General features: G+C 71.8%; 24 protein-coding genes. 17 read left to right on the top strand and 7 right to left on the bottom strand.

Going from position 1 to position 21,431, the window contains the following annotated elements:
* The first annotated feature begins 20 nt into the window (after positions 1–20).
* Together ACQEV1_RS24115 and ACQEV1_RS24110 are read left to right on the top strand one after the other, a co-directional pair.
* Entirely contained in the window at positions 21–650 is a 630-nt protein-coding gene (locus ACQEV1_RS24115) for a TetR/AcrR family transcriptional regulator (protein ID WP_433396268.1), read from the top strand.
* 842 nt (positions 651–1,492) lie between these two features.
* Entirely contained in the window at positions 1,493–2,392 is a 900-nt protein-coding gene (locus ACQEV1_RS24110) for an alpha/beta fold hydrolase (protein WP_285619030.1), read from the top strand.
* Between the two features lie 18 nt (positions 2,393–2,410).
* Here ACQEV1_RS24110 and ACQEV1_RS24105 read toward each other — a convergent pair whose 3' ends face one another.
* Complete coding sequence (locus ACQEV1_RS24105; RefSeq protein WP_285581339.1) at positions 2,411–3,337, bottom strand: hypothetical protein; 927 nt, start codon at positions 3,335–3,337, stop codon at positions 2,411–2,413.
* A 169-nt stretch (positions 3,338–3,506) separates the two neighbouring features.
* Positions 3,507–4,433, bottom strand: a complete 927-nt coding sequence (locus ACQEV1_RS24100) for an aldo/keto reductase (protein WP_433396266.1) — start codon at positions 4,431–4,433, stop codon at positions 3,507–3,509.
* 119 nt (positions 4,434–4,552) lie between these two features.
* On the opposite strand from ACQEV1_RS24100, the gene ACQEV1_RS24095 reads away from it, so the two are divergent.
* The 4 genes from ACQEV1_RS24095 to ACQEV1_RS24080 all read left to right on the top strand — a co-directional run bounded on the left by ACQEV1_RS24095 (position 4,553) and on the right by ACQEV1_RS24080 (position 9,599).
* Positions 4,553–6,157: an adenylate/guanylate cyclase domain-containing protein gene (locus ACQEV1_RS24095; RefSeq protein ID WP_433396264.1), complete on the top strand. Its 1,605-nt coding sequence runs from the start codon at positions 4,553–4,555 to the stop codon at positions 6,155–6,157.
* Between the two features lie 225 nt (positions 6,158–6,382).
* The gene (locus tag ACQEV1_RS24090; protein ID WP_285619033.1) at positions 6,383–7,051 is read left to right on the top strand and encodes a class I SAM-dependent methyltransferase; all 669 of its coding nucleotides are present in this window, start codon (positions 6,383–6,385) and stop codon (positions 7,049–7,051) included.
* Positions 7,048–8,751 carry an ATP-binding SpoIIE family protein phosphatase gene (locus tag ACQEV1_RS24085; protein WP_285619034.1) on the top strand — a complete coding sequence of 568 codons (1,704 nt, stop codon included), beginning with the start codon at positions 7,048–7,050 and terminating at the stop codon, positions 8,749–8,751. The genes ACQEV1_RS24090 and ACQEV1_RS24085 overlap by 4 nt, the downstream gene beginning before the upstream one ends.
* Before the next feature lie 62 nt (positions 8,752–8,813).
* The gene (locus ACQEV1_RS24080; protein WP_285581331.1) at positions 8,814–9,599 is read left to right on the top strand and encodes an HAD-IIA family hydrolase; all 786 of its coding nucleotides are present in this window, start codon (positions 8,814–8,816) and stop codon (positions 9,597–9,599) included.
* Between the two features lie 33 nt (positions 9,600–9,632).
* Here the strand turns inward: ACQEV1_RS24080 and ACQEV1_RS24075 are convergent, their stop codons facing one another.
* Together ACQEV1_RS24075 and ACQEV1_RS24070 are read right to left on the bottom strand one after the other, a co-directional pair.
* Positions 9,633–10,475, bottom strand: a complete 843-nt coding sequence (locus tag ACQEV1_RS24075; protein ID WP_285619035.1) for a universal stress protein — start codon at positions 10,473–10,475, stop codon at positions 9,633–9,635.
* A gap of 146 nt (positions 10,476–10,621) precedes the next feature.
* The gene (locus tag ACQEV1_RS24070) at positions 10,622–12,295 is read right to left on the bottom strand and encodes a GAF domain-containing protein (RefSeq protein WP_433396260.1); all 1,674 of its coding nucleotides are present in this window, start codon (positions 12,293–12,295) and stop codon (positions 10,622–10,624) included.
* Between the two features lie 297 nt (positions 12,296–12,592).
* Here ACQEV1_RS24070 and ACQEV1_RS24065 point away from each other — a divergent pair, with 297 nt between their 5' ends.
* From ACQEV1_RS24065 to ACQEV1_RS24055, 3 genes are all read left to right on the top strand, one after another.
* Entirely contained in the window at positions 12,593–13,021 is a 429-nt protein-coding gene (locus tag ACQEV1_RS24065) for a pyridoxamine 5'-phosphate oxidase family protein (protein ID WP_285619037.1), read from the top strand.
* A complete protein-coding gene (locus ACQEV1_RS24060; protein WP_285619038.1) occupies positions 13,018–13,521 on the top strand; it encodes a CBS domain-containing protein in 504 nt (167 codons plus the stop codon). The genes ACQEV1_RS24065 and ACQEV1_RS24060 overlap by 4 nt, the downstream gene beginning before the upstream one ends.
* Positions 13,522–13,609: 88 nt before the next feature.
* Entirely contained in the window at positions 13,610–13,768 is a 159-nt protein-coding gene (locus ACQEV1_RS24055; RefSeq protein ID WP_285581323.1) for a hypothetical protein, read from the top strand.
* Positions 13,769–14,243: 475 nt separating this feature from the next.
* Here ACQEV1_RS24055 and ACQEV1_RS24050 read toward each other — a convergent pair whose 3' ends face one another.
* The 3 genes from ACQEV1_RS24050 to ACQEV1_RS24040 all read right to left on the bottom strand — a co-directional run bounded on the left by ACQEV1_RS24050 (position 14,244) and on the right by ACQEV1_RS24040 (position 16,798).
* Positions 14,244–14,996 carry an SDR family NAD(P)-dependent oxidoreductase gene (locus ACQEV1_RS24050; protein WP_433396257.1) on the bottom strand — a complete coding sequence of 251 codons (753 nt, stop codon included), beginning with the start codon at positions 14,994–14,996 and terminating at the stop codon, positions 14,244–14,246.
* A gap of 83 nt (positions 14,997–15,079) precedes the next feature.
* On the bottom strand, positions 15,080–15,664 hold the full coding sequence (locus ACQEV1_RS24045) for a TetR/AcrR family transcriptional regulator (protein ID WP_433396255.1): 585 nt from the start codon (positions 15,662–15,664) through the stop codon (positions 15,080–15,082).
* Positions 15,665–15,751: 87 nt separating this feature from the next.
* Complete coding sequence (locus ACQEV1_RS24040) at positions 15,752–16,798, bottom strand: S1 family peptidase (protein WP_285619041.1); 1,047 nt, start codon at positions 16,796–16,798, stop codon at positions 15,752–15,754.
* Positions 16,799–17,113: 315 nt separating this feature from the next.
* Here ACQEV1_RS24040 and ACQEV1_RS24035 point away from each other — a divergent pair, with 315 nt between their 5' ends.
* The 8 genes from ACQEV1_RS24035 (at position 17,114) to ACQEV1_RS24000 (ending at position 21,244) form a co-directional block, all read left to right on the top strand.
* On the top strand, positions 17,114–17,572 hold the full coding sequence (locus tag ACQEV1_RS24035; RefSeq protein ID WP_285619042.1) for a Na+/H+ antiporter subunit E: 459 nt from the start codon (positions 17,114–17,116) through the stop codon (positions 17,570–17,572).
* On the top strand, positions 17,569–17,832 hold the full coding sequence (locus ACQEV1_RS24030; protein WP_285581311.1) for an MrpF/PhaF family protein: 264 nt from the start codon (positions 17,569–17,571) through the stop codon (positions 17,830–17,832). Before ACQEV1_RS24035 ends, ACQEV1_RS24030 begins: the two co-directional genes overlap by 4 nt.
* A 2-nt stretch (positions 17,833–17,834) precedes the next feature.
* On the top strand, positions 17,835–18,110 hold the full coding sequence (locus ACQEV1_RS24025) for a monovalent cation/H(+) antiporter subunit G (protein WP_433396252.1): 276 nt from the start codon (positions 17,835–17,837) through the stop codon (positions 18,108–18,110).
* Complete coding sequence (locus ACQEV1_RS24020; protein ID WP_285619044.1) at positions 18,103–18,372, top strand: Na(+)/H(+) antiporter subunit B; 270 nt, start codon at positions 18,103–18,105, stop codon at positions 18,370–18,372. The genes ACQEV1_RS24025 and ACQEV1_RS24020 overlap by 8 nt, the downstream gene beginning before the upstream one ends.
* Positions 18,373–18,436: 64 nt before the next feature.
* Complete coding sequence (locus ACQEV1_RS24015; RefSeq protein ID WP_285619045.1) at positions 18,437–19,117, top strand: MnhB domain-containing protein; 681 nt, start codon at positions 18,437–18,439, stop codon at positions 19,115–19,117.
* Positions 19,114–19,458: a sodium:proton antiporter gene (locus ACQEV1_RS24010; RefSeq protein ID WP_433396249.1), complete on the top strand. Its 345-nt coding sequence runs from the start codon at positions 19,114–19,116 to the stop codon at positions 19,456–19,458. Before ACQEV1_RS24015 ends, ACQEV1_RS24010 begins: the two co-directional genes overlap by 4 nt.
* On the top strand, positions 19,455–21,104 hold the full coding sequence (locus tag ACQEV1_RS24005; RefSeq protein ID WP_433396247.1) for a complex I subunit 5 family protein: 1,650 nt from the start codon (positions 19,455–19,457) through the stop codon (positions 21,102–21,104). The genes ACQEV1_RS24010 and ACQEV1_RS24005 overlap by 4 nt, the downstream gene beginning before the upstream one ends.
* Positions 21,101–21,244: a hypothetical protein gene (locus ACQEV1_RS24000; RefSeq protein WP_433396246.1), complete on the top strand. Its 144-nt coding sequence runs from the start codon at positions 21,101–21,103 to the stop codon at positions 21,242–21,244. The genes ACQEV1_RS24005 and ACQEV1_RS24000 overlap by 4 nt, the downstream gene beginning before the upstream one ends.
* Positions 21,245–21,431 lie beyond the last annotated feature (187 nt).

Here is a 21,431-nt window from a genome sequence, read left to right as displayed (position 1 = left end):
ACACCGACCGAGGAACGTACGTGATCAAGCCGGAGACCGGCGCGCCCGAAGCGGCACAACGCCCCATGCGCGCCGATGCACGCCGAAACTACGATCGGCTCCTCGTGGCGGCGAGGGACGCCTTCACCGCCTACGGAGCCGATGCCTCCCTGGACGACATCGCCCGTAACGCGGGGGTCGGCAACGCTACGCTGTACCGGCATTTCCCCAGCCGAGAGGCCCTACTGGACGCGGTCTTCCGGGACCGAGTCCAGACGCTGTGCGCTCAGGCGGAGGAGTTGCTCGGCCGCGAGTCACCCCATGACGCGCTCGTCACCTGGCTACGGGCCCTCGTCGTGCACGTCACCACCTACCGAGGCCTGGCAGCCTGGCTCATGTCCACCGCGACCGGACAAGAGCAGTCCCCGGCCTCATGCCAGGAGTTGATACGCGCGGCTGGAAAGTCCCTGCTCATCCGGGCCCAACAATCCGGAGCTGTCCGTCCTGACATCGGCACCTCACAGCTGCTCAGGTTCACCCACGCGATCGCCCTGGCTACCGAAGAGACGCCAGGCGAAGCCGACCAGCTACTTTCACTGGTCATGGACGGTCTCCGAATGCGGACGGCCCCACCACCCGCCTTCTCCCCCTCTGATCCATCAGCGGGATGAAACGCGGTGAATCACCGTGCTGGCCAGGACTGAGGATCCGGGCGATCGGCCGGCATCGGGATTCTTGTCATTCGCCGGTGCCCCTGTGGGCGCATTGGCGGCCAGGACATGGCGAGCGCCGGCCGCGTGCTGGTGAGCGCGGGCAATGGTCGAATCGGCGCTGACCGTCCAATCCTCACCCTAGGCCTCATCGGCTCCGGCCCGCAGCCGATCCCTGCCGCGGATGCGCGGGCAGAGCGTGGACTGTCGTCACAAAACGGCACCCATCACCCCCGCAGGCCCACGCCTACAGGCCCATCCCGCCACAGGCCGCCCCGCCACCAGCCATCAGACCACCGCCCGCCCTCACCGGCTGTCCCCCCGCAGGCTGTCCCCGCAGACCGTCTCGCCACGGCCGTCTCGCCACCGGCCGTGCCCCCAACGGGCCCATCCCGCCACCGCCTCATCCCACCGAAAGTGGTCTCGGCAAGGGTGCTTCGGCGGGCGTTTCGGCTGGGCTCGGGCGGGGTGACGATGCCTCACCGGATACGACTGGACCGATGGTGGAGTTCGGGCGTCACGGCCATCGGCGTGGTTCTCGTGTCGGTCGTCAGTGGCTGCGGCTTCTCTCCTCCGTGGCCGCTCACCACGCTGGTCCTCCCGCCGGCGTACACCGGCGGCGGCGAGGCGCAGGCGCTGGCGCCGGCCGTGACCGGCTCGCTGAGTTGCCAGGTGAGGGCAGCTGCGGGAAGGCGGCCGAGGTTCGCCTTGCCCCGATGTCGCTCACGGTCTCCGCTGGTGCGGCGGCCGGCGCGCCGGTAATCCAGGTGCCGGATGACGGCCGATCCTGGCAAGGTCCACGTATGCCGATCGTTGACGTGTCGTCCGGAGTGTCCATCGCCTACGAGAGCTTCGGCGATCCCCGTGACGTCCCGGTTCTGCTCGTCATGGGCTTCGGCGCTCAGATGATCGCCTGGCACGAGGACTTCTGTCGTGCGCTGGCGGACCGCGGCCGCCATGTGATCCGTTACGACAACCGCGACTGCGGGCTGTCCACCAAGTTCGACGATCACCCGGTCGACATGGGGCGGTTCATCGCCGCGGTGAGCTCGGGAGACCTTCCCTCCGCCCTCGCGATGGTTCCCTACCGGCTGCAGGACATGGCCGACGACGGCCTGGGCCTGCTCACCGCGCTCGGCATCGAACGAGCTCATGTGGTCGGAGCCTCGATGGGCGGGATGATCGCTCAGACGATGGCCATCACCCGGCCGGAGCGGGTGCTGACCCTGACGTCGATGATGTCCTCGACCGGCGAGAGTGAATACGGCCGGCCCAGTCCCGAAGCCCGGGCGGTGCTGTTCGGCCCGAGGCCGGGAGACCGCGACGGGTACGTCGCAGCGGCGGACCGGGACCTCGTGTGGGCCTCCAAGCGCTACGGCGACCCCGCGGCCCTTCGAGAGCTGGCCGCTGCCGGCTACGACCGCGCCTACCACCCCGCCGGGGTCGGGCGTCAGCTCGGCGCGATGATCCTCAGTGGCTCGCGTGCCGACGCGCTCCGCGAGCTCCAGGTGCCGACTCTGGTGATCCACGGTCTGGACGACACACTGATCGACCCCAGTGGCGGGCGGCGCACCGCGGAGCTGGTGCCCGGAGCCGAGCTTCTGCTGATCCCCGACATGGGTCACGACCGCCCGCGCGAGCTCTGGCCCGAGATCATCGATGCTCTGGAGGCCCACACCCGCGGATCCGCGGATGCGCGATGAAGGCGGACGGATCGGTGGTCAGGCGCGTTCTCGGGCGGCCAGTACGGGGAGGCCGTCGGCTTCCTGGACGGCCTCGTGCCGGGGGAACAGCACCAGGGCCACCAGGGCCAGGCCGAAACCGCTCATGCGCAGTGCCAGCAGGAGCCGGTCGTCCGGCCACGGCTCCTTGTACAGCAGCGGCCCGAACACCGCCAGCTCCGTCTTCGCCGCCACCGTCAGCACCGTCACCACGATCGACATCCGGCATCGCTGCAGCCCGATCTGCAGCTGGGCCAGGCCGAACACCGCCATCCCCACCGCGACGTACGGATAGGGCGTCGTGTACGCCGCGGCGGCCAGGCCGTGCGTGCTGTAGACCGACGCGACTCCCTTGATCGCCAGTTCGGAGATGCCGAGGCTGATGCCGGACCCGAACCCGTACGCGACCCCGGCGAGCGGCCGGGCGTGGCGGCCGAACGCGCGCACGTCGCCGCCCACCAGCACGACCGCGCTGATCAGCACGCCCGGGACGACCACGGCGGCCAGCACGGCCGGACCGGCGACGCTGCTGGTGAGCACCTCGCGGGCGCCGTTGGAGACGCCGATGAACGCGGTCGCGACCCCGAACAGCGCGATGCTGAACCACTCGCGGCCGGTCAGCCGTTCGCGGAAGAACACGCCGGCGTAGAAGAGGATGAACGCCAGGCTCGCGACGAAGATCGGCTCGGCCAGGCTGAGCGGCAGCATCGTCAGCGCCTCGACCTGTGTCGCGACGCCGGACAGGACGATGACCAGGCCGGTGAGCCACAGCCGGTTGGTGTAGGTATGCCTGATCAGGCGCAGCGGACGGGTGCCGCGCAGCACGGGCATGCGGTTCGCCGCGACCCGGAAGACGATGAACCCCAGGTAGTAAATGATCGTCGCCATCGCCGCGAGGATGGCTCCCTTGAGGTCAGAGGCGCCCATGCGCCGGGCCTTCCGAGCGGCGTCGACTGGGCATCGGCTTTCCTCGTCTCACGGGCCCCGATGATCGCGGGTAACTCATCGGGTATCAAGAGTCATATTCGCGCATGGAAACGCCCATGTCCCGACATTCGACCGACCTCGGACGGCGACTTCGCGCCCTCCGCCGCTGTCAGTTCCAGGGCAACGCGGCCCTGGCCTGCCAGTATGCGTCCGGCGGCATGGCAAGGGCGGACAAATCACGCAATTCGCCCGGCGAAAGGGGAACGGACTCCGCGCCGAGATTCGTGCGAATCTGCTCCACGCTCACCGCCCCGGACAGCACCGTGTCCGCCCACGGCTCCGTCAGGATCGCCGCCAGCGCGACCGCGTCCGCGGTCAGGCCGCGCCCGGCCGCCACCCGCCGTACGGTCTCGGGCGGCTCGGCCGCCAGGCGGCCGTTGGCGAGCCCCTCCTTGACGATCACGTGGGCGCCGGCGGCATGGGCCTCGGCCAGGGCGTCGCCGACGGAGGACTCCAGGACGTTCCACGTCGACTGGACCGTCGTGAACAGACGCCGCCCTCCGACCTCCAGCGCGAGCGCCCGGCGTACGGTGTCGGCCTGGGCGGGCCCGGAGGTGGAGAACCCGACCCGCACGCCCTCGGCGGCCAGCTCCGCCAGGGCGTCGAGCAGCGCGGCGTCGCCGAAGAGCGGGCTGTCGGCGGTCAGCGAGTGCACCTGGTACACGTCGAGCCGGTCGCCGAGGAGCCCCCGCGTCTCGGCGAGCTGCGTGCGGAACCGGTCCAGGGAGTGCTCCTTGACCTCGTGCACGGCGGCGTCGGAACGCCAGCCGCCGACGTAGGCGTACCCCCACTTGCTGGAGACCGTGACGTCGGCGTGGCCGCGCTCGTCCAGCCACCCCGCGAGGAACTCCTCCGACCGGCCGTAGGACCGCGCGGCGTCGATCCACCGCACCCCGGCCGCGTACGCGGCGTCGAGCACCCGCCACGTCGCCGCGCGCATCGCCTCAACCGTGCGCTCCGCGGGCAGCGCGCCCTCACGGCCGACGTTGATGTAGGCCGGCCGGCCCAGGGCCGCCAGGCCGATCCCCATCCGCATCCGTACCGTTCCCCCGATTCCGCCCATGTCCCGCGGCCAATCGGCCGCCCACCGTCGTCCGCTCCCCGGCTTTCGGTAACACTAGTGTCCCCGAATGTCCCGCGACGGGAGGGATGGCGGTGGGCGGCAGGAATCGGGCCGAGCGGCTCCGGACGTGGCTCGACGGGCCGTCCGGCGTCTCTCGCGTCGGCCTCGAACGCCGTACGCGGTGGATGCTCATCGTCGCGGTCGGCGGCGCCAACCTCGCCGGCGCGCTGTTCGTCCTGCTGTTCTCGACCTTCGTGATGCCCGACCCGCCGGGTCTGGCCGACCCCGCGCGCGTGCGCCTGGTCAACCTGGTGGTGTTCTCCGCGTACGTCCTGTTCGGCGCGCCGATCGGCATCGCGTGGGGGATCCGGCTGTGCCGGCCGTTGCGCACGTTCGCCGCGCACGACGGCGAGCCGGACGAGATCGAACGCCGGGCGGTCCTGCGCGGGCCGCTGCGGCTGATGGCGATGCAGGCGACGCTGTGGGCGTGCGGCGCGGCCGGGTGGGCCGTCATCGACCTGGCCTACTCCCCGTTGCTCGCGCTCAAGGTGAGCATGATCACCCTGCTCGGCGCCATCACGACCTGCGCGCTCGTCTACCTGCTCGCCGAACGCCTGCTGCGCCCGTTCGCGGCCATCGTGATGGCGTCGCGGCCCACTCCCCACGACGGATGGTTCGGCATTACGCCGCGCACCATGCTCGCCTGGGCGCTCGGCACCGGCGTGCCGCTGCTCGGCCTGGTCATCACCGCGGTGGCCGCGCTGGTGGTGACCGGCATGTCGCTGACGCAGCTCGCGGTCACCATCCTGGTGCTCGGCGGGGTGGCGCTGCTGGTCGGGTTCGAGGTCACCTACATCGCCGCGCGCGCGGTCGCCGACCCGGTCCGGTCCGTACGGGAGGGCCTGGCCCGGGTCGAACGCGGCGACCTTCAGGCGTCCGTGCCCGTGTACGACGCGGGCGAGCTGGGCGGCCTGCAGGCGGGGTTCAACCACATGGCCACCGGCCTGCGCGAGAACGAGCGGATCCGCGACCTGTTCGGCCGGCACGTCGGCGAGGACGTCGCCCGGCACGCGCTCGAACACGGCGTCGCCCTCGGCGGCGAGGTCTGCGAGGCGGCCGTCATCTTCGCCGACCTGAAGGGCTCGACCCGGCTGGCCGCGACCCGGCCGCCCGGCGAGGTCGTCGGCCTGCTCAACGCCTACTTCGGCATCGTCGTGGAGGTCGTGGCCGCGCACGGCGGGCTGATCAACAAGTTCCAGGGCGACGCGGCGCTGGCCGTCTTCGGCGCGCCGCAGCAGCTGGAGGACCCGGCCGGTCAGGCGCTCGCCGCCGCCCGGAAGCTGTCCCACCGGCTGCGGGCCGAACTGCCGCAGCTGCACGCGGGCATCGGGGTGTCCTCGGGACAGGTCGTGGCCGGGCACATCGGCGCCGAACAGCGGCTGGAGTACACCGTCATCGGCGACCCGGTCAACGAGGCGGCCCGGCTGAGCGACCTGGCCAAGAGCACCGACGAACGCCTCCTGGCGTCGGCCACGGTGGTCGGCGCGGCGCACCAGGGCGAGGCGTCCCGCTGGCGCCTGGGCAACACGGTGACCCTGCGCGGCCGCCCCGCCCGTACCCGCCTCGCCTCGCCGTTCGGCCCGCCTCCCCCGGGCACGATCCAGCGGGTCCTGCGCCTCCTCAACCACCGCAAGTAGCCAGAAAACGTCCCATTGCCGCATTCCCGGCGTGCGTCGTGAGGGAGTTCCGGCTCCTATGGAAAACGCTTTCCGGCCTGCTGCAACGGGTTCTCGCCGCACGTCCGCTAATGGATACCAATTCTGTCAACACGTGTAAGCGGGGTTCTGCGGAGCTTGAGCCGGAATCCGTGTTGAATAGGCACCACGCTCGACGCAGCCGGAGGGGCTAGGAGGGACGGTGTGATGACCCAGGCTCCGTACGTCGTGGGTTCCCGGGCCGATCGGCAGACCGCTCAGGCATGGGCGTTCGACCGGATCGGGGAGCGGTACGACGAGGCGTTCCCGCACAAGGACGGGCAGCTCTCGGCCGTGCGCCGGCTACTCGACCGGCTTCCGCCCGGGGCGCGGATCCTCGACGCCGGATGCGGCACGGGCACTCCGACCGCGCGGCAGCTCGCCGACGCCGGGCACTCGGTGGTCGGGATCGACATCTCCGACGAGATGCTCCGCCTGGCCCGCCGGGACGTGCCGGAAGCGGAATTCCTCCGCCGCCCCATAGAGGAACTTGATGCATCCTTGGGGGAATTCGCGGCAGTTGTCGCATTTTTCTCGCTGCTGATGCTGCCGCGCGTGGAGATCCCGCCCGCGCTCGAGCACTTTCACGACCTGCTCGCGCCGGGAGGTCATCTGGTGCTCGGCATGGTGGAGGCGGACCTCGACGACACGCCGATCCAGTTCCTCGGCAGTCCCGTACGGGTGAGCGGGTACATGCGCGACGAACTCGTGTCGCTCGTCACCGAGGCGGGGTTCGAGGTCACCGAGCTGCACCACCTGACGTACGCCCCGGCCAGCGCCGAGCTCCTGCCCGAGGTGCAGCTGTTCCTGTTCTGCCGCCGCGACGGCCTTCGGTGAGGTGGCGGGGTCACGGGCGGCCCGACCCGTCCGACGTACACGAGCATCTCGCCTTCCTGCACGCCGCGACGGTACGGATCGGCGGTGACCTGGAGCTGACCCAGGTCATGACCTCGCTCTGCGAGACGGCGGTGCCGCGCGTCGCCGACCTCGCCGCGACGTACCTGTACGAGACGGTGCTCACCGACGGCGAACCACCCGAGTCACCCGGCGCCCCGGCCGACGGCGTGCTGTGCAAGGTCGCCCGCCACGCCGCACCGGACGGCGACGCCCGGCGCACGGTCCGCGCGCTCCCCGGCAAGGTCGCAGTCTCCGAGCTGACCGGCCCGTTCGCGGCGAGCGTCGGCAGCGGGCAGCTCGTCATGTGGCCCGACCCGAGCCCGGACGGCACGGGCTCGCGTGACCAGGACGACGTCGGCTGCCTGCTGCCGGCGGCACGGTCGGGGTCGCTCGTCGTCGTCCCGCTCCGCGCGGGGCGGCACCTGCTCGGGTTCGCGTTGCTGCTGCGCTCGGCCGGACGCCCCGGCTTCGACGAGACCGCCGTGCTGACCGCCACGCTGATGGCCGACCAGGCGGCGCTCGGCGCGCACAAGGCGTTGCTGTACCAGCGGGAGGCGCGCGTCGCGGACGCGCTCCAGCGCAGCATGCTGCCCAAGCACCCGCCGCGGCTGCCTGGCGTGGAGATCGCCTACCGCTACCTGCCGGGCAACCCCGCCGCGCAGGTCGGCGGCGACTGGTTCGACGCGGTCCCGCTCCCCGGCAGCCGGGTCGCGCTCATCGTCGGCGACGTCATGGGGCACGGGGTGCACTCGGCCGCCACGATGGGCCAGCTCCGTACCGCCGTGCGCACCCTCGCCGCCCTCGACCCTCCCCCGGACCAGGTGCTCCGCCACCTCGACCAGCTCTTCGAGGAGACCGTCGGGCAGGCCGGCGAACAGTTCCTCGCCACCTGCGTCTACTGCGTGTACGACCCGGTCGCCCGACGCTGCGCGATCGCGAACGCCGGGCACGTCCCGCCGGTCTTCGCCTATGCCGACGGCCGTACCGAGCTGGTCCCGGTGCCGGCCGGCGTTCCGCTCGGCGTCGGCAACGTCGCGTTCGAGACCATCGAGGTGCCCGCGCCGGACGGCACGCTGATCGCGCTGTGCACCGACGGCCTGGTCGAGTCCCGCGACCAGGACATCACCGAGGGGCTCGACGAGCTGCGCGAGAGCCTGGCGAAGGTGTCCGACCCGCCCGACGACCTGTGCGAGAACGTCCTGCGCGCCCTGCGCACCGGCGAACGCGAGGACGACGTCGCGCTCCTCATCGCCCGGTTCGACGGCATCCCGAGCGCCAGCGTCGCCAACTGGATCATGCGCCCGCACGCCCAGGCGGCACGTCACGTACGGGGACTGATCGCCAACACGCTCACCGGCTGGGGGCTGGAGGACCAGATCGACGCCGCCTCGCTCCTCGCGACCGAACTCGTCACCAACGCGATCCGCTACACCACGCGCCCGATCACCATGCGGCTGCTGCGCACCGAGACGCTGCTGTGCGAGGTCACCGACGACGATCACCACCTGCCCGTCCTGTGCGAACCCGGTGACGACGACGAGGCCGGCCGCGGCATCTACCTCGTCGACAGACTCTCCAGCCGATGGGGCGCCAGCCACACGGCGGCGGGCAAGGCGGTCTGGTTCGAACTCGCGCTGTGACCGGCGAAGAAGACCCCGCCCCGGCGTACCGTGCGTTCACGTCATTGCGGGATATTGATCGCATGAGTGAGCGCAAAGAGATCGAATGCTGGTTGACCGACATGGACGGTGTCCTGGTCCACGAGGGCCGTCCGGTACCCGGAGCGCGGGAGTTCCTGGAGCGGCTGACCAAGGCGGGGCGGCGGTTCCTCGTCCTGACGAACAACTCGATCTACACGCCCGGAGACCTTCACGTACGGCTGCGAGCGGCCGGGCTCGACGTCCCGGTCGAGTCGATCTACACGTCCGCACTGGCGACCGCGCAGTTCCTGAACGACCAGCGACCGCACGGGTCGGCGTTCGTCCTGGGCGAGTCGGGGCTGACCACCGCGCTCCACGAGGTCGGGTACGTCCTGACCGACATCGACCCCGACTACGTCGTCCTCGGCGAGACCCGCACGTACAGCTTCACCTCGATCACCCGGGCGATCCGCCTCATCGACGGCGGCGCGCGGTTCATCGCCACCAACCCGGACCCGATCGGCCCCTCGGCCGAGGGCTCCCTCCCGGCGACGGGCGCGGTCGCCGCGCTGATCACCAAGGCCACCAACGTGACCCCGTACTTCGTCGGCAAGCCGAACCCGCTGATGATGCGCAGCGCCCTCAACACCGTGGGCGGCCACTCGGAGACGACGGCCATGATCGGCGACCGGATGGACACCGACGTGGTCTCGGGCATGGAGGCGGGCCTCTACACGATCCTGGTCCTGACGGGCGTGACCCAGGCGGGCGACGTGGACCGCTTCCCGTTCCGCCCGTCCCGCATCACCGACTCGATCGCCGACCTCGTGGACATGGTCGACGACTGACCCCCGCCGCACGTGACGTCTTCCCGGAGCCGGTTACCGGGGCGGGCCGACGATGGCGACGGGGCAGTCGGCATGGTGGATGACGCCATGGGCGACGGACCCGAGGCGGGTCTCGCGGCAGCCGGGTCCGATGACGAGAAGGGCCGCACGGGAGGAACAGGCCGTGAGCGCGCCGACCGGGTGTCCGCGCGGTGTCTGCTCGACCACGCCGACGTCCGGATAGCGCGCCCGCCAGGGGGCGAGCGCGTCGTCGAGGCGGTCACGTGTCACGGCCTCGGCCTCGCACACCGAGACGGTGGGCAGGATGGCGGGTACCTGCCAGGCGTGCACCACGTGGACCCACGCGTCGCGCAGTGCCGCGGCCTCGAAGGCGTACCGGAGCACCTCCTCCGACGCCCCCGGCGTCTCGGACAGGTCCACGCCGGCGAGCACCTCGTGACGGCGTTCCCGGGGTTCGCCGCGCACGACGATCGTCGGCACCGGGACGTAGGCGGCCAGCCGCAGGCCGGTGGAGCCGAGCAGCATCCCGGTGAATCCGCCGAGACCCCGGTGGCCGACCACGATCTCGCACGAACGGCGGCCCTGTGACCGCAGCGCGCGTACGGGCGCGTCGAAGACCAGTTCGCTGGTGACCGGCAGGCCGGGACGGGCCTTGGCGGCGCGTTCGACGGCCTCGGCGAGCACGTGCTCGCCCGTCTCCGTCAGTGACTCGCAGGTCCCGGGCGTCGCGTAGAACGGCATGTCGTGGTCCCAGCGTTCGGCCGCGTGCACGATGTGCAGCGGCCGGTGTCTCAGCGTCGCCTCGTCCGCGGCCCATTCCACGGCGAGGTCGGCTCGGGACGAGCCGTCGGTTCCGACGACGATCGGCTGGATCATGATGTCTCCTGGTGGTCGGCGCGCGGCGGGCACCCCCTCGGCCGCCGCCGCTGCTCTCCCCAGCGTCTCGGCGGCGGCCGGACGTCAGATAGAGGCCGAAGGTCCCCTGGTCCGGGGCCGCTCGCCTCGGCCGGGAGGCGTCCGGGTCAGTCGTGGCGCAGCGGGACCCGCCAGTCCAGGACGCTTCCGCCGCCCTCCCGGTCGCGGAACTCGAAGGAGCCGCCGAGGGAGCGGGCCCGTTCGGCGAGGTTGCGCAGGCCGCTGCGCCGGCCGCCCGGCGGGATGCCGGTGCCGTCGTCCTCGACCACGAGCGTGAGGGAGTCGCCGGCGTCGACGGTCACGAACACGTGGCGCGCGTGCGCGTGCCGTGCGACGTTGGACAGAGCCTCCCGGAGCGCGGCGATCAGATGTTCGCCGGTCTCGGCGTTCACCGTGGTGTCCAGCAGCCCTTCGAGGCGTACGGCGGGCGCGAACCCCAGGCACTCCGTCGTCCCCTCGACCACCTCCAGGATTCGTTCGCGCAGCCCGAGGCGGGCGCCGGGTACCGCCTGCAGCGCGAAGATCGTCGAGCGGATCTGGCGGATCGTCTCGTCCAGATCGTCGACCGCGCGCTGGACCCGTACGGCGACGTCGGGCCGGTCGGTCATCTTCATCGCGCTCATCAACGTCATCGCGGTGGCGAACAGGCGCTGGATGACGGTGTCGTGCAGGTCCTTGGCGATCCGGTCCCGATCCTCCAGCAGGACGAGGCGCTCCGCGTCACGGCGGCGTTCGGCCAGCTCGATGGCGACGGCGGCCTGGGCGGCGAACGCCTCCAGCAGCCGCCGGGCGGACTCGGTGAAGGCCGGCCGGCTCGGGGCGTTGGCCACCGCGAGCACGCCGCGTACCTCCGGCCCGGTCCCCAGCGGCACGGCCAGGATGGCCTCCAGCGGTATGGGCGGCGGGGACCTGACCGTACGGGCCGCCTCCCCGGCGTCGGCGAGCATCAGGGACTCGCCGGTGCGGAACACCCGTCCGGCCAGCACGTCGTCGATCCGGGGGCGGCGCCCGGCGATCAGGTCGGCGTGCTCGCCGTCGGCCGCCTGGACGGTGAGCTCCTCTCCCTCCGCGAGCGCCACCATGGCGTAGTCCGCGTCGCAGATCTCCCGGGCACGCCGGGCCACCAGCGTGAGGACCTCGGCCGGCGCGGTGCCGGACAGCAGCGAGGTGGACACCTCGGCCGAGGCCTCCCGCCAGCGTTCGCGCCGCCGGGCCTCCTCGTAGAGGCGGGCGTTCTCGATCGCCACACCGGCCGCCGTGGCGAGGGCGGCGACCACGCTCTCGTCGTCCTCGTCGAACTCTCCGCCGCCGGCCTTCTCGGTCAGGTAGAGGTTGCCGAACACCTCGTCGCGCACGCGTACGGGCACGCCCAGGAACCGGTGCATCGGCGGATGGGCGGGCGGGAACCCCGAGGAGGCCGGGTGCGCGGACAGGTCGGCCAGCCGGATCGGGGCCGGTTCCCTGATCAGCAGGCCGAGGATGCCCTGACCCGTCGGCCAGGAGCCGATCGCCTTGATCTCCTCCTCGGTGATGCCGACGGTCACGAACCGGGACAGCCGGTCGTCCTTGCCGATCACCCCGAGTGCGCCGTACCGGGCGTCGACGAGGGTGGTCGCCGCCTCGACGATCCGGTACAGAACGGTGTCCAGCTCCAGATCGCTCTCGATCGAGACGACCGCCTCGAGCAGCGCGTGCACCCGGTCGCGGGTGGCGAGCACCGCCGCGAGCCGCGACTGCAGCTCAGAGAGAAGATCGTCGAGCCGTAGCTGCGGCAGCACCATGCCGGCGCGATCGTCCCCGGGCTGCCCTTCAGGGCACACGGCGTATGCCTCCCGTCCTCCGCGTCCACGTCCTGCCCCGAGCGGCAAGTCCTGCTGAGACCAGTATGAAAGACGAGGTCAGACGGCATTTCGGCAGGACCGTCCCAGGTCCTGCCCGGCCTCGGCCCCGGTGGTCCGCACCCTTGACGCGGTGCCGGGCGAAGGTCCTCCGCGCCGGGGCCCGATGCTGAGGAATGGCGGGCCCGGCCGGGACCTTCGCCCCTGCCCGCCGGTCGGGGCCACGGGGAGTATCGAGCCATGAGACTCGACGCGAACGGGATCGAGGTCCTTGATCGCGACGACTGCCTGGCGCTGATGCGGTCCGTGACCCTCGGCCGGGTGGTCTTCACCGACCGCGCGCTGCCCGCGATCGAGCCGGTCCACTTCGTGTTCGACGGCGATGACGTGATCATCTCGATGCCGCCGGGCTCGAAGCTGGCCTCGGCCACCCGCGGTGCGGTCGTCGCCTTCGAGGCCGACGCCTTCGAACCGGGCAGCCGCTCGGGTTGGTCGGTCACCGTGATCGGGGAAGCACGGGTCGTCCGCGTCGCCACCGAGATCGAGCGCCTCTCCCGGCTCCCGCTGAGATCGTGGGCCCCGCGAGGCCTCGGCTACTTCATCCGCATCCGCGGCGAATACGTCAGCGGACGACGGATCCACCCGACCTATCTGGAGGCCACACGATGACCTCGAGCTTCGAGGAAAGCCTCGTTGGCGACGTGATGTCCACCGAGGTGCTCACCGTCGCGGCCGAGGAGACCACGCTCATGGCTTGGGAGCTGATGCGCCAGGGTGGGTACCACCACGTACCGGTGGTCAGCACCGACGGTCACTGCATCGGCGTCCTGGACGCCGAGACGATGGCCGCCGCGTGGGACGGCGGCGGTCCGGACCGCATGCGCATGCCGGTGAGCACGGTCGTGGGCCACCGCCTCATGCCTCACGTCGGCGTCTCGGACTCCATCGCCGCGGCGGCACGGGCGATGCTCGCCGCCCAGCTGGACTTCGTGGCCGTCACCGACGGCGAGGACCGGCTCGTGGGCCTGATCACCGCACGGGACCTGGTCGCCGCCGTCGCGGGACGCAGGCACCGGCCGACGCCGGGCCACCTGGAGCGTCCGACGCTGTACCGCATCGAGCCGGTGCTGCCGAACCGGTACGCCGAGGGCGGCGCGGCACCACGCTGACCCGGACGCCCCGCCGCCTGCGGTGCCGGGCGCCGACGGCGCCGCCGAGTGGGCCGGCGGGGCCCTTCAGCGAACGAGAGAAGGCAGGATGACACGCCAGATCAACATCGGTTTCCGCGCCCCTTCGGCCGCCCACCTGGAGGAACGCATCCTTCAACTCGAGACGAAGGTGGCTCTGCTCACCCACGCCATCCAGGCGCTCTCGCGGGAACTGCACGAACACACCGACGCGCCGCCCGTTCGCTGAGCCGGACGCACCCGGCGTACCGGACCGGCCCGGCGCGCCCAGAGCACTGCGGTACGCCCGCCTCGGCCGACGCCGACCGGGCGCCGCCCGGCGAGGTCTTCAGGCGCGCCGCCGCACCGGCACGACGCACCCACAGCACCGCGAAACACCCACCTCCGCCAACGCCGACCGGACCACCACCCGGCGAGAGCTCGGGGGCGCCGCCGTACCGCACCGGCACCACGCACCCACAGCACCGCCGTAGGCCCGCCTCAGCCGACGCCGACCGGGCCGCGTGCCGGACCAGTGCGCCCAGCCACAGCACCGCCGTGCCGAACTGGCGCGACGTGCCTACAGCACCGCGGCACGCCCGCCTCGGCCGACGCCGGCCGGGCCGTCGCCCGCTGAGGTCCCCGGGCGCGCCCGGCGTCCGTGTCTCGCCACGCCGGCGGCTTCGGTGCGGCGGGCGGGGTCGCCGCACCGTGTCGGCTGCCCACTACCTGCGGGCGGTGGTCCAGCCGCCGTCCAGGACGAAGGACGCGCCGTGGACGTACGCGGCGTCGTCGCCGGCCAGGTAGACGGCCAGCGGGCCGATCTCCTCCGCCCGGCCGGGCCGGCCCGCCGGGGAGGCGGTCATCGCTCCCACCAGGCGCTCCGACGGTGACGTCTCCGTCGCCACGAAGCCCGGGGCGATGGCGTTGACCCGGACGCCACTCGGGCCGAACTCCGCGGCCCAGGACATGGTCAGCGACTCGATCGCGGCTTTCGTCGCGCTGTAGAGCGCCGAGCCCACGAAGCCGTGGCGCACCACGATCGAGCCGGTGTTGATGATGACGCCCGCGCCGCGGGCGGCCATCGCCGGGGCCAGGCGGGCGGTCAGGAAGAACGCCGACTTGACGTTCACGGTCCACGCACGGTCGTAGAGCTCCTCGTCCAGGTCGGCGGTCGGGCCGACGGGGACGATCCCGGCGTTGTTCACGAGGATGTCGACCCGGCCGCCCAGCAGGGACTCGGCCTCGTCGGCCAGGCGCAGCGCCTCCAGCCGTCCCTCGGCCAGGTCGGCCGCCACGTAGTCGGCCGTGTGACCGGCGTCCCGCAGCTCGGCGACGGCCCGCTCCCCCGCCTCCTTGCTGCGCCCGGTGAGCACGACGTGCGCGCCCGCCGCGGCCATGGCGTCCGCCATCGCCCGCCCCAGGCCGCTCGTCGACCCCGTCACCAGCGCCGTCCTGCCGTCCAGCCGTGCACTCATTTTCTCGTCCTTATTTGACAGCACAGTCCAAAAACAGTGCGAACGAATGCGCCGCCCCGTCACGGGTGCGGCGCGTGGATCTCCTAGCGGGCCCGAAGACCGTCGATGGCGATGGTCGCGATGTCGTGCAGCACCTCGGGCGAGGCACCGGCACGCGCTCGCAGGCGCAGCCCCACGAGCGTGGAGTGCAGGAAACGTGCCGCCGCCTGTTCGTCCAGGTCAGAGCGCGCCTCGCCCTTGCGCTTCGCCTGGGCCACGAGCCGCGCGTACGCGGTGTGGCACAGGTCGCTCCCGGAGTCGAGGATCGCGGCGACCTCCTGGTCGGACCGGCCGAACTCCGCCGCGGCGTTGACCGCCATGCAGCTGCGGCGGCGCTCGTCGTCGCTTTGGCGCGCGACCTCGAGCAGCACCCCGGCCAGCGCCGACAACGGCGACTCGGCGGCGCTCAGCCGCTCGAACATGTCGGCGCTCGTCTCGGCCTGATAGCGCCGCAGCGCCTCCAGGTAGAGCCGCCGCTTGTCGCCGAACGCGTTGTACATGCTCTGCCGGCCGATCCCCATCGCCGCGAGCAGCTCTTCGGTGGAGGCGGCCTCGTAGCCGCGGTCCCAGAACACCTCGACGGCGCGCCGCAGCGCCTCGTCGCGGTCGAACTCCTTCGTACGGGGCATGGCGCTGACGCTAGGCGGTAATGGACTGCGCTGTCAAATAACGCGAAGGACCCCTCCGGATTACGCCGGAGGGGTCCCGTCGGGGACTCAGCCGATGCTGGCGCCCAGGGCGCTCAGCGCGGCCGGGACCGGCTGGAAGAACGTCTCGCCACCGGAGCTGCAGTCGCCGCTGCCGCCGGAGGTGAGACCCAGCGCGGTGCCGCCGTCGAACAGCGCGCCGCCGCTGTCACCGGGCTCGGCGCACACGTTCGTGTCGATGAGCCCGTTGACCGTGCCCTCCTCGTACGTCACCGACGCGTCGACGGCGGTCACGGTGCCGCCGTGCACGTTGGTGGTGCTGCCGCTGCGCTGGACGGACTCGCCGACCGTCGCGTCACCGGCACCGGTGATCGCCTGGGTGGAACCGTTGTACAGGTCGACCTCGCTGGGGTGCGAGCCGCCGCCCGTGTACGTGGCGATCGAGTAGTCGTTGCCCGGGAACACGCTCTTTCCGGTCGTGGCGAGCTCACTGCTCTCGCCCTGGTCGGAGTACCACGTGCTGACCACGTTGCCGCAGTGCCCGGCGGTGATGAAGCCGGCGGCACCACTGCTGGTGGTCACGTTGAACCCGAGCGAGCAGCGGTAGCCGCTGCCCCAGATGGCGTCGCCACCGGCGATGAGCGGACGGAACTCACCGCTCACGTGCCGGATGCGGACGGCGGCGCCCTGTGCGGACGCGGCCTTCTCGACCTTGCTGAGACGGTCGCCCGTGACGGTGCTGTCGACCGCGACGACGACCTGGTTCGTCTTCGGGTCGATCATCCGCGCGGTGCCCGGCACCGCGGCGGCGTCCAGGGCCTTCTTCGCCGTCCGCAGTTGCGCGCCCGTACGCGCGACGGTCTTCGGGGTCGCCCCGGCGGCCTTGACGGTCTTCGCGTCGGCCGCGTTCGTCACCGTGACGACCAGCGTGCGCGAAGAGTCGAGATACGAGCCGGCGGAGCGGGATCCGAGCTGCCGCGCCAGCTCGGAGGCGACCTTCGCCTGCGCGGTGGGGCTCGGAGTCGCCGCCTGGGCCGCGGGGGCGACCGCGATCGCGAGGACTCCGGCGGCCGCGACGGCCATACCGGTACGCCGGGACAGGGGAATGGACTTCAACGTGCCTCCCAGTGTGTCGGGCACGCCCGTGTGGCGCGCCCCGGGTGGCATGGGCACTGGCGCTCGGCTCCCGGCGGCCCAGGGCATGCCGACACGACGAGTGGCATTCCCTGCGGCTGCCGGAGCGGGGGGTGAGAACCGGCTGCCTAGCCATCAGAAACCTTGACAAGGTTTGTAAACCACGCGCAAGGGGATTGGAACGTCCCAATCCGGCCATTTCACCTCGGCGGCGACCGTCCGTCATCCGTTCTCGCGGTCTCCGGGTCGTGGCGTCATCGGTGCATTCACGCCACGTACCTGGGAACTAACGGCGGCATGAGACGACGGGAGTTCATCGAAGCGGCGATCTGGGCCGTGGTCCTGTTCGCCGTGTACCTGGCGATCATCTCCACCATCTCCCCGACCGAGATCGTGGTCGGAGCGGCCACCGGGGTCGCGTGCGGCGTGGCGGCGGTCCTGACCCGCCGGACGCTGCTGGCGACCGACAACGACGAGACGTACTGGCCCCGCGCCGGATGGCTGCGATGGCTCTTGCGCCTGCCGGACCAGACCGTCAGCGGGTTCGCGCGCCTGCTGTGGCGCCCGCGCGGGGCGTTCACCGAGATCCCCCTGCCCCGGGACGAGCAGCCGGCGACACGACGCGGGTACACCGCGCTGGCCCTCTCCGTCGCACCGAACACCTACGTCGCCGACGTCGACCCGGACCGCGACGTGCTCATCGTCCACCGGGTCGGCGACCGGCCGTCCGCGCTCGAACGCGAGGTGACGCGATGACCGCCCTGGCCGTCGGGCTGCCCGCGGCATTCGCGCTGCTGGTGGCCGCGCTGTTCCCCTGCCTGCTCGCGACGCTGCGAGGCGAGCCGGTGGACCGGCTCGCCGGGCTCATCCTCGCCGGGCCGGCCGCGACGCTCGTACTCATGCTGCTGGCCGCCGGGTACGGGCGACCGGCCTACCTCGACGCGGCGTTCGTCGTGGCGCTGCTGTCGTTCGCCGGTTCGCTGGTGTACGCGCGCTTCCTCGGCGGCACCGCGTGAACGTGGCGAGCACCGTGCTGATCTGGGCGGGCACGGCGCTGACCACCTTCGCCACCCTACGGCTGCTGCTGATCCGCGGCCGCTTCCTGCGACTGCACTTCGTCTCGATCGGCTCGGTGATCGCCGCGCCGCTGGTGACCGCCGGGCTCGCCCTCGCGCCGTGGTCGTCCTGGCACGACGTCGCGAAGATCGTTTTCATCGGGCTGCTGCTCCTCGTCACCGGGCCGGCGACCGTGATCACCACCGCGCGTGCCGGGAGGCGGGTCTCCCATGAATGAGGTACTGATCGTCGCGGTCCTGCTGCTGACGGCGTTCATGGCGACCGCGGTGGTGCTCACACGTGACCCGGCACGGCAGGCGATCGTGCTGTCCGGGTACGGCATCGTGCTGACGGTCCTGTTCGTGGTGCTCCAGGCGCCCGACGTGGCGATGTCGCAGACCGGAGTCGGCACGGTGGTCGTCCCCCTCATCGTGATGCTGGCCATCCACGCGATCCGCCGCCACCACACACGCGAGCCGGACGAGAAGGACCGGTCGTGAACGAGCGGAGCGAGCGAACCGACAAGCACAGCGCCCTGGTCACCTTCCCGACGAAGGAGGACCCGTGAGCCGACGGTTGCGGTTGCTCGTGCTGGGCGTCGGCGGGGCGGGGCTGGCGGTGCTGTTCGCACTGGCCGCGTTCCGGCTGCCCCGGTTCGGCGGCACCTTCCACCCGTACGGTCAGCGGACACTGCCGAACGCGCTGGCCCGCCACACCCCCAACGTCATCTCCTCGATCAACTTCGACCAGCGGGCGCTCGACACGCTCGGCGAGGAGCTGATCCTCATGGCCTCCGCGCTCGCCGCCGTCCTCGTGCTGCGGACCGTACGGGCCGAGCAGGAGGACTCCGCGGGCGAGCACGCGTACGGCCCCGCCCAGGTCTTCGACGCGCTGCGGATCACCGGGTACCTGCTGCTGCCGGTCACGCTCATGACGGGCGTCTACATCGTCGCGCACGGTTACCTCTCCCCCGGCGGCGGTTTCCAGGGCGGTGTGGTGCTCGGCAGCGCGATCCACCTGGTCTACCTGGCCGGCGACTACCCCGCGCTCGCCCGGATCCGGCCGGTGCCGATGTTCGAGGCCGGCGAGGCGCTCGCGGCGGGCGCGTTCGTCGTGCTGGCGCTGTGGTTCGCCGGCCAGGTCAAGGCCATGAACGCGGTGGTCGGCCTGGAGGTCGGCTGCGCGTTCGTGCTCGCGCTGGCCAAGTTCTTCGAGCAGGCCCTCCTCGTGAGGAAGGACTCATGACCCATCTCCCCTACCTGATCCCCGGCTGGATTCTGCTGGTCGGCGTCTACGGCATCGTGACCAGCCGGAACCTCGTGCACGCCGTGGTGTGCCTGTCGGTGGCGCAGTCCGCCACGTACGTGCTGCTGCTCGCCGTCGGCTATCAGAAGAAGGCGACCGCGCCGGTCTTCTCCGACATCAAGCCGACGCGGAACGTCGTCGACCCGCTGGTGCAGGCGATGACGCTCACCGACATCGTCGTCGGGGCGACGGTGACCGCGCTGCTCCTCGCGCTCACGGTGCAGGTGGCCAAGCGCCGCGGCACGGTCGACCCGGACCAGCTGCGCTCCCTCGAACCGTGATCCTCCCGTTGGCGATCGGGCTGCCGTTCGCGGTGGCGGCGCTGCTCGCGGCGGTCGGGCGGCGGCTGCCGCGGTTCGCCGCCGACGCCCTGGCCACGGGCACGGTCGCCGCGCAGATCGTGCTGCTCGCGCTGGTGCTCGCCCACGGCGGCACCACGGTGTGGATGGGCGGCTGGGGCGAGGGCGTCGGCATCGCTCTGGTCGGCGACACCGTCGGGGCCGGGCTGGCGCTGACGGTCGCCGTCGTGGCGCTGTGCGCGCTCATCGTCTCCTGGCACTACTTCGACGACCTCCAGGCCGTCTTCCACACGCTGGTGCTGCTGTTCACCGGGGCGATGTGCGCGTTCACGCTCACCGGGGACCTGTTCGACGCGTTCGTGTTCTTCGAGCTGATGAGCGTGGTCGCGTACGCGCTGACCGGGTACCAGTCCGAGGAGCCGGAGACCGTGCACGGCGCGTTGAACTTCGGCATCGTGAACTCCCTCGGGGCCTACCTCACCCTCACCGGCATCGCGCTCGTCTACGCCCGTACGGGCCAGCTCGGCTTCGCCGCGGTGGGCCGGCACCTGCACGGCCACGACGCGCTGGTGACCGTCTCCTTCGTCCTCATCTGCACCGGATTCCTGGTGAAGGCGGCGGCGGTGCCCTTCCACTTCTGGCTGGCGGACGCGCACGCCGTGGCGCCGACGCCGGTCTGCATGCTGTTCTCCGGCGTGATGGTGGAACTCGGCGTGTACGCGGTGGCCCGGACGTACCTGACGAGTTTCGCGCACGCCGTCCCGGCCGCCCCGGTCCGTACGGCGCTGATCGTCTTCGGGTCGGCGGCGGCGCTGCTCGGCGGGATCATGTGCGTACTGCAACGGCACATCAAGCGGCTGCTCGCATACTCCACGGTCAGTCACGTCGGCCTTCTCCTCGTCGGCCTCGGCCTGCTGCGCGCGGACGCGCTGGCCGGCGCCGCCTGGTACCTGATCGGCCACGCGGGCGTGAAGGCGGGCCTGTTCGTCGGGGCGGGGGCGCTGCTGAACCGGTACGAGACGGTCGACGAGTACGACCTGCACGGCCGTGGACGATCGATGCCCGTCACCGGCGCGATCTTCCTCCTCGGCGGCATCGGCCTGGCGGGCCTGGCGCCGTCGGGCACCTGGGCGGGCAAGGCCCTGATCGAGGAGGAGGGCGGGCACTGGATCCTGGCCCTCGGGATCACCGCGTCCGCGCTGACGGCGGGGGCGGTGCTGCGGGTGTGGCTGCGGGTGTTCCACGGCGCGGGGCGGCCGGTGCCGGGCGCCACCGAGCACCACGAGCCGGAGACGGAGTTCAAGCTGTCCCGGCTGCCGTGGACGATGCTGGCACCGGGACTGCTGCTGGTGCTCGCGGGACTGCTGGTCGGCCTGCTGCCGGGTACGGTGCTGGGCCACGCCGTCGCGCCGCTCCTGCCGGGCGCGAAGCCGGTGGCGTGGACGGCGACGAGCGTGGTGTCGGGCCTGCCGGCGGTGGCCCTGGCGTTCGCGATCGCCGTGCTGGGCGTCCGGGGGTACGTCCCGCGCGCGAGGGTGCTGCACCGCCTGCACTCCGGGCACGTCGGCGACTATGTGGCCTGGCTGCTGGCGGGCGTCGCCCTGTTCGGGGTGCTGCTGCTGGCTTGATCCACGTCAGGGAGCAGTGGACGATCACCCGGCACGTACGCGGCGGAGCACACCAGGGCGCGGACGACCGGGCAGGCGAGATTTCCGTAGCGTGCCTGGACGAGGTGGTGCCCGGCCGCTTCGGCGGCGACCGCCGGTGAGAAGCCGCGGCCGCGTTTCGCCGCACAAGGCCGGTACCGCGCCCACGGCCGGACGGACAGGACGTGTTACAACAAGCGGCCATCCCGGCACTCCCAGGAGGAAATGCGGGCCGACAACCCTAGTCGCCACGAAACACAGGCCGACAACCTGAGCGGGTGCGCCGCGAAACGTAGGCCGCCGTACGCA

Source organism: Actinoallomurus sp. CA-142502 (assembly GCF_050936355.1).
Taxonomy (GTDB): domain Bacteria; phylum Actinomycetota; class Actinomycetes; order Streptosporangiales; family Streptosporangiaceae; genus Actinoallomurus; species Actinoallomurus iriomotensis.
This window is presented reverse-complemented; position numbering and strand designations above follow the sequence as displayed.